This is a genomic window from Corynebacterium dentalis (genome assembly GCF_900232865.1).
GTDB classification, from domain to species: Bacteria; Actinomycetota; Actinomycetes; order Mycobacteriales; family Mycobacteriaceae; genus Corynebacterium; species Corynebacterium dentalis.
Map to the genome: position 1 here is coordinate 1 of NZ_OCTS01000012.1, position 13662 is coordinate 13662.

General features: G+C 63.3%; 15 protein-coding genes and 1 pseudogene. 13 read left to right on the forward strand and 3 right to left on the reverse strand.

The genetic code is table 11. The features are described 5' to 3' along the window. Positions 1-17: 17 nt before the first annotated feature. Positions 18-167 carry a hypothetical protein gene (locus CS919_RS11060; protein WP_370737764.1) on the forward strand — a complete coding sequence of 50 codons (150 nt, stop codon included), beginning with the start codon at positions 18-20 and terminating at the stop codon, positions 165-167. Positions 168-189: 22 nt separating this feature from the next. Further along, positions 190-588: a MerR family transcriptional regulator gene (locus CS919_RS10970; RefSeq protein WP_099299402.1), complete on the forward strand. Its 399-nt coding sequence runs from the start codon at positions 190-192 to the stop codon at positions 586-588. Positions 589-1139: 551 nt separating this feature from the next. Here the strand turns inward: CS919_RS10970 and CS919_RS10975 are convergent. Further along, a pseudogene (locus CS919_RS10975) lies at positions 1140-1820 on the reverse strand (replication initiation protein); the annotation flags it as partial. A gap of 676 nt (positions 1821-2496) precedes the next feature. Next, entirely contained in the window at positions 2497-2625 is a 129-nt protein-coding gene (locus CS919_RS10980; RefSeq protein WP_255510501.1) for a hypothetical protein, read from the reverse strand. Positions 2626-3140: 515 nt separating this feature from the next. Between CS919_RS10980 and CS919_RS10395 the strand changes: the two genes are divergently transcribed. The 9 genes from CS919_RS10395 to CS919_RS10435 all read left to right on the forward strand — a co-directional run bounded on the left by CS919_RS10395 (position 3141) and on the right by CS919_RS10435 (position 10871). Beyond that, a complete protein-coding gene (locus tag CS919_RS10395) occupies positions 3141-3350 on the forward strand; it encodes a heavy-metal-associated domain-containing protein (RefSeq protein WP_070478508.1) in 210 nt (69 codons plus the stop codon). Further along, positions 3350-4291, forward strand: coding sequence for a DUF8832 domain-containing protein (locus CS919_RS10400; RefSeq protein WP_070478510.1), 942 nt, complete (start codon positions 3350-3352; stop codon positions 4289-4291). Before CS919_RS10395 ends, CS919_RS10400 begins: the two co-directional genes overlap by 1 nt. Before the next feature lie 47 nt (positions 4292-4338). Next, on the forward strand, positions 4339-6609 hold the full coding sequence (locus CS919_RS10405) for a heavy metal translocating P-type ATPase (protein ID WP_070478511.1): 2271 nt from the start codon (positions 4339-4341) through the stop codon (positions 6607-6609). Further along, positions 6606-6944: a YHS domain-containing protein gene (locus CS919_RS10410; RefSeq protein ID WP_306345856.1), complete on the forward strand. Its 339-nt coding sequence runs from the start codon at positions 6606-6608 to the stop codon at positions 6942-6944. Before CS919_RS10405 ends, CS919_RS10410 begins: the two co-directional genes overlap by 4 nt. 85 nt (positions 6945-7029) lie before the next feature. Next, positions 7030-7365 carry a metal-sensitive transcriptional regulator gene (locus CS919_RS10415; RefSeq protein ID WP_234990916.1) on the forward strand — a complete coding sequence of 112 codons (336 nt, stop codon included), beginning with the start codon at positions 7030-7032 and terminating at the stop codon, positions 7363-7365. Further along, positions 7272-8558 (forward strand): FAD-dependent oxidoreductase, encoded by a 1287-nt coding sequence (locus tag CS919_RS10420; RefSeq protein ID WP_228073731.1) that lies wholly within the window; start codon positions 7272-7274, stop codon positions 8556-8558. Before CS919_RS10415 ends, CS919_RS10420 begins: the two co-directional genes overlap by 94 nt. A 3-nt stretch (positions 8559-8561) precedes the next feature. After that, positions 8562-9746 carry an MFS transporter gene (locus CS919_RS10425; protein WP_070478517.1) on the forward strand — a complete coding sequence of 395 codons (1185 nt, stop codon included), beginning with the start codon at positions 8562-8564 and terminating at the stop codon, positions 9744-9746. A gap of 89 nt (positions 9747-9835) precedes the next feature. Further along, a complete protein-coding gene (fdxA, locus tag CS919_RS10430) occupies positions 9836-10165 on the forward strand; it encodes a ferredoxin (protein ID WP_070478519.1) in 330 nt (109 codons plus the stop codon). A 97-nt stretch (positions 10166-10262) separates the two neighbouring features. Next, positions 10263-10871: a YdhK family protein gene (locus CS919_RS10435; protein WP_070478521.1), complete on the forward strand. Its 609-nt coding sequence runs from the start codon at positions 10263-10265 to the stop codon at positions 10869-10871. 78 nt (positions 10872-10949) lie between these two features. On the opposite strand, the gene CS919_RS10985 is transcribed toward CS919_RS10435, so the two are convergent. After that, positions 10950-11081 (reverse strand): hypothetical protein, encoded by a 132-nt coding sequence (locus CS919_RS10985; RefSeq protein ID WP_268803951.1) that lies wholly within the window; start codon positions 11079-11081, stop codon positions 10950-10952. Positions 11082-11084: 3 nt separating this feature from the next. Here CS919_RS10985 and CS919_RS10440 point away from each other — a divergent pair, with 3 nt between their 5' ends. Both CS919_RS10440 and CS919_RS10445 read left to right on the forward strand, forming a co-directional pair. Next, positions 11085-13145: a heavy metal translocating P-type ATPase gene (locus tag CS919_RS10440; protein WP_200818376.1), complete on the forward strand. Its 2061-nt coding sequence runs from the start codon at positions 11085-11087 to the stop codon at positions 13143-13145. Between the two features lie 10 nt (positions 13146-13155). After that, complete coding sequence (locus tag CS919_RS10445) at positions 13156-13461, forward strand: metal-sensitive transcriptional regulator (protein WP_070478524.1); 306 nt, start codon at positions 13156-13158, stop codon at positions 13459-13461. Positions 13462-13662 lie beyond the last annotated feature (201 nt).

Consider the following 13662-nt stretch of genomic DNA (forward strand, 5'->3'; position numbering starts at 1 on the left):
GGAGCGATGTGGTGGACGTGGAGATCGCAACCTTCGAGTGGGTTACCTGGTGGAACGATTCTAGGCTCCATCAGTCCCTGGGGTACCGCACGCCAGCTGAGGTTGAATCAGAGTTTTGGAGCCACAACCCTGCCCAAGGAATAATGGAAATCAAGGCACATGCCTAGGAACAAAACCTAGGGCACTTCACTGACAGGCTGCACCTACCGCCAGCTCGACTACTGGACAACCACCGGAATCATCACCGCATCTATCAACCCCGGCACCGGATCAGGCACCGCCCGCGCCTACTCCTACCGCGACCTCGTCAACGTCCAAATCATCGTCAACCTGCTAGCCACTGGCATCTCTTTTAAGAAAATGCGCACCACACTTAGTCACCTGCACACCTACGACCTGGACGACATCGCCGAGACCACCGTGCTGTCTGACGGCACGACAGTCCACCTCTGTACACAACCAGACGACATCGCCGAGCTACTGACTAGCGGCCACGGCATCTTCGGCATCGCCATCCCCGGCGTCATCAACCAACTCTCCGGCCAACTCAACAAACATGGTCACGCCATCAAAAACGCAGCCGCATAACTACACCCCTACCAGCACGCAACCCCCACAGAACACATACAGAGAACACACAGATGACCGACACTAAAAAGAATCACGGGCCTGACCCCCGGAAAGTGGACACGTCGGGGGTTATCTATGCTGCTTGGGTCAGTGTAGCTGATGTGAGTGCTTCGAAGTCATCGGGGGCTAGAAGGTTGCACCAGGAGTGTCGTCTGCGCGTGTTGTAGCGCATGCTCATAGGCATCGATGATGGCCGCATCGGTGAGGCGTTGTCCAGCAGCACGGAGCCGGTGTCCGGTCTTTAAAGCATGGCGGAACGCCGTTTCATCACGGGCCGCGCACCCTTGACTAATCCAAAGGACACGGACGCCGTCGATCAGTTCTGGGTCATATTGATCAAGTCCTGCGCCTATTTCGTTTTCAACATCTTCTGCAAGAGCTTTGAAGGCTTGGGCTTCTTCTCGACGAGCCTTCACTGCATTGATGAGTTCACGACCAGAGCTAAATTGCTGACGCATGTTTTTACCGTACTGAGGGTGTCCAGCCATCTCACGCACCTGCCTTAGAAAGTCCTGGAGGCGAATGACGCGATCGTGTTGGTGATACCAGCGATATGCCTCTACTGACTTACCAGTATAAAAAGGACTACGACTAAAACGGTGCGCAAAGTGCGGGTCATGTGCGAGAAGAGCGCCTAACTCCTGGCTCGTAGCTTTTAGCAGCTCCATATTGCTGGAATGCTTATTTTTGCCGGTATACACCGGGTCAATCAGCCAAATAAACTGAGCTTTACCACTTAGCGGATTAATCCCGGCCCATGCTGGCCCAATGCCTCGCTGGACAAGGGCGAAGATAACGCTTTTAACATAAGCATTGAGATGAACTGGATGGCCTCCAGATTCTCCGGGCTGGTCAACATCAATAACCATAACCGCAGAATATTGCTTATTCGTCAGCATGACGTATTCACATCGACCGAGTTTCTCCGAATCAGTGCGATAAAGTCTCGGAACGCTGCGCTTCTTACCGGTTTCTTCATCTACCACGACACGGTAAGCACTTTGAAAGTCACGGCTGATAGAACCGTGTAGCGCATCACGCCCAAGATGCTGGAGAAGTTTTTCCCGGTCAAGCTGACTTGCCGGAGTATCATCTAGACCTGCGCAATCCTGGCGCACTCTAGATGGCGTACCAACACGCGCACCGGTCAAAGTGCCCGGAGAGGAATCATTAGATAGAATCATGCACATGCTTTCCCCCAGCTACTACTGGGTGATAAGCGAAGGTCACTTGGTTGCCGCCGAGTGGCCTTCTTTCGTCTTTAGTATCTCTCAACTGTAAAACACATGACTGTCATTTTGTGCGAGACACACATAAAGATATGTTTTACCTGCAGTAACAGTGTTTGAAATATATTGCAACAAATGCTAAAACCGCAGAGTATCCTGCATAGATACAAGACATCGACTATGGATCATAGGGGTTAGCGGTACTCATGTGTACTGCCGTCCAAATCAAAGGCTTGGTTGTCACCGAGGCAACCAGGACTACTCCAAGCACCACAGCCTCCAGGACTACAGATAACCAAAGAGCCTTTAAAGAGAAACCACATAGATAAACCCCAGTACTTTCTTCCTCACTGCCAATGCTCACTGGAGTGAACAATCCCTTGTGACTTTTGTCGAAGCTCCGCACAATGGTTATAGGCTGCTTCCCCCCGAACGGCCACTATGTATAAGTTCTAGCCCTGCCTCTCGCCCCTCAGGCAGGGCTAGAACTCGTTAATGATTTCTGAGTCAATCGAATACGAACACTTCAGAGTACTAAGAGTGCAACTCCTACGGTAATCATCCGTTCTCGCCACGTAACTACTAGATGAGGGCACCCCTACCGGTAATCACTAATACAGGGTGCCTATCGTGATGATTACTTTGACTGCTGCTCGTCCTTGGCGGCGACAATCATGTGCGCTAGCACCTCCAGGAACTTATTGAGGTTGCCTGGATCTGCCGTGATGGTTTCGAAGACTTCCTGAGACTCCCGGGCCGCCTGCACGAGTGCGCCGAACCCTTTGTTTTTAAAAGCGTCAGTGCCAGCAACCTGTGAGGGGTTATTTTTCCTGACTAATGCCTGCACAGGGGCTGCTAACTGTCTCCGGCGTAACTGAGCACTCCAGCTGGGATTCGTCTGTTCCACTCACCAATCTCGAACGCCTGCGAATCCAGTTGACATGGCCGGCTTCGTACCATGAGCACCAGCGACTGATCGGTGTTTGGTGGTGTCCGGCCCGTACCGGTCGTCACTGCCTTCGCCGACGTGGCAAGGAAGTCCACGGTTCTCATTAGACCGGGACCACTACTCTCCGACGCGCAGCGACACCGTCCAGCGGGTCGCCCCGCAGCATCGTTTCGCCACGAGGCGCATGTCGGACGCTCCAGCCATCGTCTGCAGCACGCGTGCGATGTGGCTCATACGACCACCCCCTTCTTGCGGAATACCTGCCAGGGGTATACTGTTGACTTGTACAGGTACCCGGTAGGGGTACTACAGAGACACAAGGAGGATACATAATGGCTTCGAACAATTACCAGGTGACGGGCATGACCTGCGGGCACTGCGAGATGTCGGTCCGCGAGGAAGTCGGTGAGATCCCCGGCGTCCAGGACATCCAGGTCAGCGCGCAGACCGGCAAGCTTAACGTCACCGCCGAGGGCGAGATTGACGATGCCAAGGTCCTCGCGGCGGTCGAGGAGGCCGGCTACTCGGCGGTGCGTGTCTGATGAAGGCCGGAGGACGGCTTGCGCTCTACGGGGCCGGGCTGGTGGTGGCGTTCGGCGGGGCCTTCGGCCTTGCCGGCGCCGTCATTCCTGACAGCTTCGTAGCAGCATGGGCAGAAGGAAGTGACGTGAACACACACGGTGAAGGACACGGCGGCGCTGCGCAAGAAACTGCGGAGCCCACTCTGAACGGGGTCTCCGCAAGCGCGGACGGCTTCGTACTTTCCCCAGTCCAGGCTCCCACGGCTGCAGGCGAGGATGGAGACCTGAGTTTCCAGATCCTCGACGAGTCCGGCGAAGCGGTGACCGAGTACACTACCGCGCACGAGAAGGACCTGCATCTGATCGCCGTTCGCACCGATGGTACTGGTTTCCAGCACGTGCACCCCGAGCTTGACACGAGCACAGGCACTTGGTCGGTGCCGTGGACCTGGGACGAGGCGGGCACCTACCGCGTGTACGCCGACTTCACACCCGAGGGCGAGGGAGCCGAAGGGATCACCCTGACTCGCGCCGTCGAGGTGGCGGGCGACTTCGCCCCTGTTGAGACCGAGTCACAGACCACCGACGAGGTCGACGGATACACCGTCTCCCTGAATGGCGACCTTACCGCCGGCACCTCAAGCGAGCTCACCATCTCGGTCGAGCGCGACGGTCAGCCGGTGACCACGCTGGAGCCCTACCTGGGCGCGTTTGGCCACCTGGTGGCGCTGCGCGAAGGCGACCTCGCCTACTTGCACGTCCACGCCGAGGGCGACGAGCCCCAGGCCAGGGACACGGCCGGACCCGAGATCGGATTCGCAGCGGAGGCCCCGACCGCCGACCGTTACCTGCTCTACCTGGACTTCCAGGTCGATGGGCAGGTGCACACCGCCGAGTTCGTGATCGACGCCGAGCATGGTGACGGCTCGCAGACAGACGATTCGCATACCGGCGGCCACTGACCCGCAGGGCCTGGCGTCGCACGAGAGATGAAGAGAGAAGGAAGAGGATGAGTACATTAGCGCCCCCCATCGGTGGGCCGGACATCGAGCTGGAGATCGGCGGGATGACCTGCGCCTCCTGTGCGAACCGGATCGAGAAGAAGCTGAACAAGCTCGAGGGCGTCGCGGCCACGGTCAACTACGCCACCGAGAAGGCCAAGGTCACCGTGCCTGCCGGCTACGATCCGGGCCTGCTGGTCGCCGAGGTCGAGAAGACCGGCTACACGGCTGCGCTGCCCAAGCCCAAGGGCACCACGGCGAACACGTCGGAGACCGAGGCCGGGGAGGAGGAAGACACTGAGCTCACCTCGCTGCGCCATCGGCTAGTCGGCGCCATTGTGCTCACGGTTCCCGTGATCGCCATGGCCATGATCCCCGCACTGCAGTTCGTATATTGGCAGTGGGCCTCACTCGCGCTTGCCGCCCCGGTGATCATCTGGGCAGCCTGGCCGTTCCATAAGGCCGCATGGACGAACCTCAAGCACGGTACCGCGACGATGGACACACTCATCTCGATGGGCACCTCGGTCGCACTGCTGTGGTCCGTCTACGCACTATTCTTCGGAACCGCTGGCACACCCGGGATGACGCACCCGTTCGAGTTCACGATCGCTCCCTCGGATGGCGCGGCGAACATCTATCTCGAAGTTGGCGCGGGCGTGACGATGTTCATCCTCGCCGGCCGCTACTTCGAGAAGCGCTCCAAACGCCAGGCCGGGGCCGCGCTGCGCGCCCTCCTGGAGCTCGGCGCGAAGGAAGTCGCCGTGCTCCGCGACGGCGTTGAGGTGAAGATCCCCACCTCTGACCTCCAGGTCGGCGACGAGTTCATCGTTCGTCCGGGTGAGAAGATCGCCACCGACGGCATCGTGGTCTCCGGCTCCTCCGCGGTGGACGCCTCCATGCTCACCGGCGAGTCCGTACCGGTCGAGGTCCGCGAGGGCGACTCGGTCACCGGTGCCACCGTCAACGCGGGCGGCCGCCTTGTCGTGCGGGCGACCCGTGTCGGTTCGGACACGCAGCTTGCGCAGATGGCGAAGCTCGTCGAGGATGCGCAGACTGGCAAGGCCGAGGTGCAGCGTCTGGCTGACACGATCTCCGGCGTGTTCGTGCCGATCGTCATCGTCGTCGCGTTCATCACCCTCGGCGCCTGGCTGGGAGCCGGATTCCCCGTCGCCGCCGCGTTCACCGCAGCGGTCGCCGTGCTCGTTATCGCCTGCCCCTGCGCGCTGGGACTCGCGACTCCGACCGCGCTGCTGGTCGGCACCGGCCGCGGGGCGCAGATGGGCATCCTCATCAAGGGCCCAGAGGTGCTGGAGTCCACCCGCAAGGTCGATACCGTCGTGCTCGACAAGACCGGTACCGTCACCAGCGGCAAGATGACCCTGACAGATGTGATCACCGAATCCGGTGTGGACCGTGCCGAGCTGCTGCGCTTCGCGGGTGCGTTGGAGGACTCCTCGGAGCACCCGATCGCGCAGGCGATCGCCAAGGGCGCCACCCAGGAAGTCGGCCAGTTGCCCACGCCCGAGGACTTCGCCAATGTTGAAGGCAAGGGCGTGCAGGGCATCGTCGAGGGCACCCCGGTCGTCGTCGGACGCGAGTCGCTGCTGGCCGACTGGTCACAGAAGCTCTCTCCGGAGGTCGCACGGGCGAAGGCTCAAGCTGAGGGTGAAGGCAAGACGGTCGTCGCGATCGGCTGGGACGGTGCTGCGCGCGGCATCCTCGTCGTCGCCGACACCGTCAAGCCCACGAGCGCGGAGGCGATCCGCGGGCTCAAGGAGATCGGCCTGACCCCGGTGCTGCTCACCGGTGACAATGAGGCCGTGGCCCGCCAGATCGCCGCCGAGGTCGGCATCGAGGAGGTCATCGCCGAGGTGCTGCCCAAGGACAAGGTCGACGTCGTCACCCGTCTCCAGGGCGAGGGCAAGATCGTCGCGATGGTCGGCGACGGCGTCAACGACGCCCCCGCGCTCGCGCAGGCCGATCTGGGCCTGGCGATGGGCACCGGCACGGACGTCGCGATCGAGGCCTCCGACATCACCCTGGTCCGCGGCGACCTGCGGGCCGCGGTCGACGCGATCCGTCTGTCTCGGAAGACACTTTCGACGATCAAGACCAACCTGTTCTGGGCATTCGCCTATAACACCGCCGCGATCCCAGTCGCAGCGCTGGGCATGCTCAACCCCATGCTCGCAGGCGCGGCGATGGCGTTCTCCAGCGTCTTCGTCGTCGGCAACAGCCTCCGCCTGCGCGGGTTCAAGAGCGTCGCCACGAAGTGACGAACGAGAACCCACCCATCCATACCAATCCGATACAGAACCCACCCATCCATACGAATCCGATACAGAAGGAACACCAGAAAATGAGCAACTGCTGTAGCACGAACGAGACTAACCCCGCCGCCGAGAACGGTGGACGCGAGAACCTGCTCGGCGGGGGCGCCGATGACATGACCACCTGCCCGGTCATGGTCGGCACCCCGGTCAGCAAGAAGACCGCCGAGGCCGCCGGCCTCTACCGCGACTTCAAGGGCGAGCGCTACTACTTCTGCTGCGCCGGCTGCGGCCCCGCATTTGATTCGGACCCCGCCAAATACGCCGCCAACATGGCGTAATCCACCAGCGTGCCGGGGTGCCGCGGCACCGCTGCGGCACCCCGGCACCTGATCGGAGCGAACCGACATGACCACCCCGACCTCAATGACCGAACCTCACATCGACACCTGCCCGGCGGGAGGCGACGGCGATCCGTCCGTCCACGGATACATCAGCGACAAGGCGACGTACCGCAATCGCCTGCGGCGCCTCGAAGGCCAAATCCGCGGCATCGATCGGATGATCGATGAGGACCGCTACTGCATCGACATCTTCACCCAGATCTCCGCAGCCACCAGGGCACTCGAAAACGTCGCCCTCGGACTGCTCGACGATCACCTCAAGCATTGCGTCCTCGACGCCGCCCTCGCCGGTGGACCAGTCAGCGAGCAGAAGCTCGGCGAGGCATCCGAGGCCATCGCCCGTCTCGTTCGCTCCTGACGCCCGCACACCAAATCGATCACGACCTGCAGCCCAGGAGTTTCCCTATGACCACACAACACGTCCTCATCCTCGGTTCAGGAGCAGCCGGAGCCGCAGCCGCCCGCACTCTCGCCACACGTGACGACGTCCGGGTGACGATGGTGACCCGCACCGGGGAGACGCCTTACACGCGAATGCTCATCAAAGGAATCGCGTTCGGCCCGACCCCGCCGGAGATGATCAAGCTCCCGCTACCTCAGATTGAGGTCATCGCCGACACCGTGCTCGATGTCGATACTACGGCGAAGCGGGTCCAACTGACCTCCGGCGCGCAGGTCTCCTACGACGCGCTCATTGTCGCGACAGGGAGCGTGCCCCGCTCTCTGCCCGCGGGTGTACTCGAAGGCGACGACGTCGGACAAGGCCGGGTCACTGCTCTGCACTCCTTGGAAGATGCCATGGGTATCCGCGATCTGCTGACCAGCCTGGCACGGCCGGCGCGAGTGACGATCTATGGCGGCGGAATCATCGCAGCCGAGACCGCTTCGTCGCTGCAAGCCGACGGACACATGGTCATGCTGGTCTCTCGCAGTTCTGTTCCCGGCATCGGAGCGTTTGGGGCGCCGGTGGCTGAGCGCCTCGCCGCTGACCATGCCGCCAAGGTGCAGACTCGATTCGGTCGCACTCTCCAGCATGTCGACGAAACAGAATCCGGTGTTGCCATCACCCTCGACGACGATCAACGCATCGTGGCCGACTTACTCCTCGTTGCGCTCGGCACGACGCCCGCAGCCCCGTCGCCGTGGACGAACGGCATCGACGTCGATGATCGCCTCCGTGCCGCAGCAGACCACGTCTACGCCGCCGGAGGTGTAGCTACGCATCACGACGAAGCACTGGGCGTCTGGCGCATCGACCATTGGGAAGACGCCGCCGCGCAGGGCACGCACGCCGCACAGGCCGCACTGCACGACCTCGACATCAGCGACGATCCGGGCACCTACCTGCCGCGCAGCCCCTACATGGCGCTGGTCTACGGTCAGATGATCTCCGGAGTCGGGTACACCGCTGGTGCAGACGCCCAGGTGGAAGCCGGCGAGGAGTTCATCGTGCGCCACGAGACCGACGGCACCGTCGTCGGCGTCACCGGCATCGACGCGGTCGGCACCGTCTACCAGTGGGGTCAGCAGCTCCACGGCCTGCAGGCATAGACGATGGCGGGCGACTATACGAGGCAGATCCCGCGGCGGGGTTTCGCGCTCGCGATGGCAGCGACCATTCTCATGATGGCGGCTGCCAGCGCGCCGTCGTTGTTCTACCCCCAGATCGCAGAACAGCTCGGACTCGTCCCCGTCGCCACCACACTCGTATTCGCGGTCTACACCTTCACCCTCCTGGCCGCGCTGCTCTACCTCGGACCGCTCTCCGATCACATCGGCCGACGTCCGGTCGTAACCGCCGGTTCCCTGGCGCTGGCACTCAGCCTGGCCATGTTCTGGTTCGCCGACAGCCTCGCGACACTCCTGGTCGCCCGCGCTCTGCAAGGACTCGCAGCGGGTCTGCTCATCCCGGCCCTGTCGGCGATGATGATCGACTTCGAGCCGCCGTCGCATCCGAACATCGCAGCCCTGTGGAACACGATCGGGCCGATGATCGGTCTCGGGACCGGGGCACTCGGTGCTGCGCTGCTCCTCGATCTCACCCCCGAACCGACAACTGCGGTCTTCGGCCCGCTCGTGCTCGCCTTCCTCACCGTGGCAGCGACGGTGTGGAGCACACCGGAACTGGTCCCCAAGACCCGGATACGACGTGGCGACCTCCGCCCGCGGTTTATGGTGCCACTGCACCTGCGCCGCATGTTCACCGCCGGTGTGCCCGCGATTATCGCCGGGTGGGCGACCAACGGACTCTTCCTCGCGCTCGGAGCCGGCCTCGTCGGCAGTGAGCTCGGGGGCTCCACGCACACCCACGCGGGCATCGTCATCTTCGCACTGGCGATCTCCGGAATCACCGCCTCGTCCGTCCTGCAGCGGCGTTCCGCCCGCACCATCAGCCTGTATGCGACCAGCGCCCTGGCATTCGGCACCGCAGCGAGCATCGTCGCCCTCGCACTCGGTTCCTACCCGGCCTACGTCGTGTCGGTCGCGATCGTCGGTTCCGGGTTCGGCACAGCGTTCCTCGGGGTGCTGCGCACACTCATGCCCCACACGGCATCGTCGGAACGCGCCGCCGTGATGGCTGTGATCTACACGGTCGCCTACCTGGCATTCGGCGTGCCCACCATCGTCGCCGGGTTGCTCGTGCCGGTACTCACCCTGTCAGGAACGATGACAGTCCTCGGTGCGATCATCATCGCCCTCAGCCTTGCAGCCACCGTCCTACGCCTGCGCATTCCTTAGCCGGCCGCAGATCCGGCAGAGACTGACGACTTCTCCGAACTCCCCACCGACTCTCGCCGCCGAACCGCACCCGACCAAGAAGAGCAGCCATGACCTATGCGATCGCGCTTCCCTGCGCGGACGTCAAGGACCGCGCCTGCATCGACGAATGTCCTGTCGACTGCATCTACGAGGGCGAACGCTCGCTCTACATCCATCCCGACGAATGCGTTGACTGCGGAGCCTGCGAACCGGTTTGTCCCGTCGAGGCCATCTACTACGAAGACGACCTGCCCGACGAATGGTCTGACTACTACAAGGCCAACGTCGAGTTCTTCGACGAATTTGGTTCTCCCGGTGGAGCCGCGAAGATCGGACCGGCGGGCTTCGACCATCCCCTCATCGCCGCATTGCCCATCCAACATGAGCAGTCCCTCTGAGAAGGACAATTCGATCGATTCACGCCGGTACAACGCGCAATCCTTGACTAGTACCCCTGGGGGGTATAGGGTAGGTGTCATGATGAAAGGAGCTGACATGCAGAGGAGACTGCGAGCAGGGCTGGCAGCAGGAGTGCTCGGAGTGACACTCGTGCTCGCCGGTTGCAGCAGCGGAGCAGACGAAGACCAGCAGACCGACCCTTCGGCTACTGAGGAGCAGGGCCACGGCGGCGACAATGCAGAAAGCGGAGATGAGGAAATGGATCACTCGATGGAGCACCCGATGGACGGCGGACCGGCACCCGAGGGTATCGCCGAAGCCAGTGACCCCACATACCCGGTCGGCACAGAGGTACAGCTCACGGCCGACCACATGGAAGGCATGGACGGTGCGACAGCGACGATCTCCGGCGCATTCGACACGTACACGTACTCCGTGAACTACACTAACGCAGGTGGCGGCGACCCCGTCACGGACCACAAGTGGGTCGTGCAGGAAGAAATCGAGGATGCCGGCGACGAGCGCCTGACCGATGGCACAGCGGTGACGCTGCTCGCCAAGCACATGGAGGGCATGGAGGGCGCGAGGGCCACCATCGCTTCGTCCACCGATGAGACGGTCTACATGGTCGACTACGAGACGGACGGCATGAAGATGACGAACCACAAGTGGGTCGTCGAGAGCGAGATCCAACCAGCGCCCTGAGCCGACGTTCGCTTGCCCGGCGACCGGGTGAGCGGCATGGCTCGATGACGAAGGAGAAGAACGATGACGGACCCGAACTCACACCAGCACCACGGTCACGGAACCGATGCACCCGCTCACGGCGAGCATCACCACGGGTCTGTGTCCGCGCACGCCTCGGCGGAGGCGCACGGCACGCACGAGGGCCAGCACACTGGACACCAGGGCCACGCCATGAACCACGGGCAGCACTCAGACCACACGGGCCTCGATGAGAACGGTGTCCACGGAGATCACAGCGGCCATGGCGGCCACGGGGACCACGTTGGCCAGTTCCGCCGGCTGTTTTGGATCAACCTCGTCATCGCCATCCCCGCGGTCACCCTCTCGCCGATGTTCTCCATGCTGCTGGGCTACGAGGTCCCCGGCTGGGCGGGCTGGGTCGCCGCGGTACTGGGCACCGTCATGTACGTCTGGGGCGGCAGGCCCTTCCTCACCGGCGCCGTCAGCGAGTTGAAGTCCCGCAAGCCCGGGATGATGCTGCTCATCGCTCTGGCGATCACGGTGGCCTTCTTCGCCTCCTGGGCCGCGACCCTCGGGCTTGTCCATCACGAGCTGGAGTTCTGGTGGGAGCTGGCGCTGCTGATCGTGATCATGCTGCTGGGCCACTGGATCGAGATGCGCTCCCTGGCCCAGACCACCTCGGCGCTCGACTCGTTGGCTGCACTGCTGCCCGACGAGGCCGAGCGCGTCGAGGGCGAGAACGTCGTTAAGGTGGCCCCAGCCGACCTCGTTGTGGGTGACGTCGTGATCGTGCGCCCCGGCGGCAGCGTTCCGGCCGACGGCACCATCGTCGACGGCCGCGCCGACATGGACGAGTCCATGATCACCGGCGAGTCCCGCCCGGTCTCTCGGGGCGAGGGCGAGACAGCTACCGCCGGCACCGTCGCCACCGACTCCGGCCTGCGGGTGAAAATCACCGCCACCGGCGACGACACCGCCCTGGCCGGGATCAACCGGCTCGTCACCGAGGCCCAGAACTCCTCCTCCCGCGCCCAGCGGATCGCCGACAAGGCCGCGGCCTGGCTGTTCTGGTTCGCTCTCGGCGCGGCGCTGGTCACCGCTGTCGTCTGGACGCTCATCGGCATGCCCGACGAGGCCGTGGTCCGTACCATCACCGTACTCGTCATCGCCTGCCCCCACGCCCTCGGCCTGGCGATCCCGCTCGTGGTCTCCATCGCCACCGAGCGCGCCGCCCGCGGCGGCGTGCTGGTCAAGGACCGCCTCGCCCTGGAGTCGATGCGGCAGGTCGACGCAGTGCTCTTCGACAAGACCGGCACACTGACCAAGGGCGAGCCCACCGTCACCGGCGTCGAACCGACCGGCGACCTCGACGCCGACCAGGTCCTCGCCCTCGCGGCCTCGGCCGAGGCCGACAGCGAGCACCCGCTCGCCAAGGCCATCGTCGCCGCCGCCAAGGACAAGGGCCTCGCCCTTCAGCAGGCCAGCGGCTTCTCATCCTCGCCCGCCGTCGGAGTCACCGCGACTGTCGCCGGCCAGGAGGTCCGCGTCGGCGGCCCCCGGCTGCTTGAGGAGACCGGCCAGCACGAGGTCGGCACAGCCGAGGAATGGCGTTCTGAGGGCGCGATCATCCTGCACGTCCTCCGCGACGGCCAGGTGGTCGGCGGCCTCAAGCTCGCCGACGAGATCCGCCCCGAATCCCGCAACGCCGTCGACGCCCTCCACGCCCTGAGCGTCGAGGTCGTCATGATCACCGGCGACGCCGAGGCCGTGGCGAACGAGGTCGGACGGGAGCTCGGCATCGACCGCGTCTTCGCCGGCGTCCGCCCCGAGGACAAGTCCGCCAAGGTCGCCCAACTGCAGCACGAGGGCAAGAAGGTCGCCATGGTCGGCGACGGCGTCAACGACGCCCCGGCACTGGCCCAGGCCGACGTCGGCATCGCGATCGGCGCCGGCACCGATGTCGCCATCGCCTCGGCCGGGGTGATCCTGGCCAGCTCCGACCCCCGGTCGGTGCTCTCCATCATCCAGCTCTCACGACGCGCATACGGTAAGATGAAGCAGAACCTGTGGTGGGCCGCCGGATACAACCTCATCTCCGTGCCGCTTGCGGCCGGCATCCTGGCACCGGTGGGATTCGTCCTGCCAATGTCGATCGGCGCGATCCTGATGTCGGCCTCCACCGTGGTCGTCGCGCTCAACGCCCAACTCCTGCGGCGCATCGACCTCACACCCGAAGCCAGCACGCGTTCCGTCCTGGAACGCCAGAAGTAAGGACATGCCCATGTCTGTCGACACCGATTCTCATCAGCACGGATACATCAACGACAAGGAGCGCTACCTCGGCCGTATGAAGCGCATTGAGGGTCAAGCCCGAGGGATCGCGAAGATGATCGATGAAGAGAAATACTGCATCGACATCCTCACCCAGGTATCCGCCCTGACCCGCGCCCTCCAGGGGGTCGCGACCGGTCTACTCGACGATCATCTCAAGCACTGTGTGCTCGACGCAGCGAAGCTCAGCGACGAGGCGGCCGTCGAGAAGATACAGGAAGCCACCGACGCCATCAACCGACTCGTCCGCTCCTAATCCCGGACCCCGAGGCCGCGTTCCAGGACACGGCGGGAAGCCCTCACGACGCCCTCCACGCCTGATCCTCACCGACACGCCGTCCGGGATTAGGAGCGGACGAGTCGGTTGATGGCGTCGGTGGCTTCCTGTATCTTCTCGACGGCCGCCTCGTCGCTGAGCTTCGCTGCGTCGAGCACACAGTGCTTGAGATGATCGTCG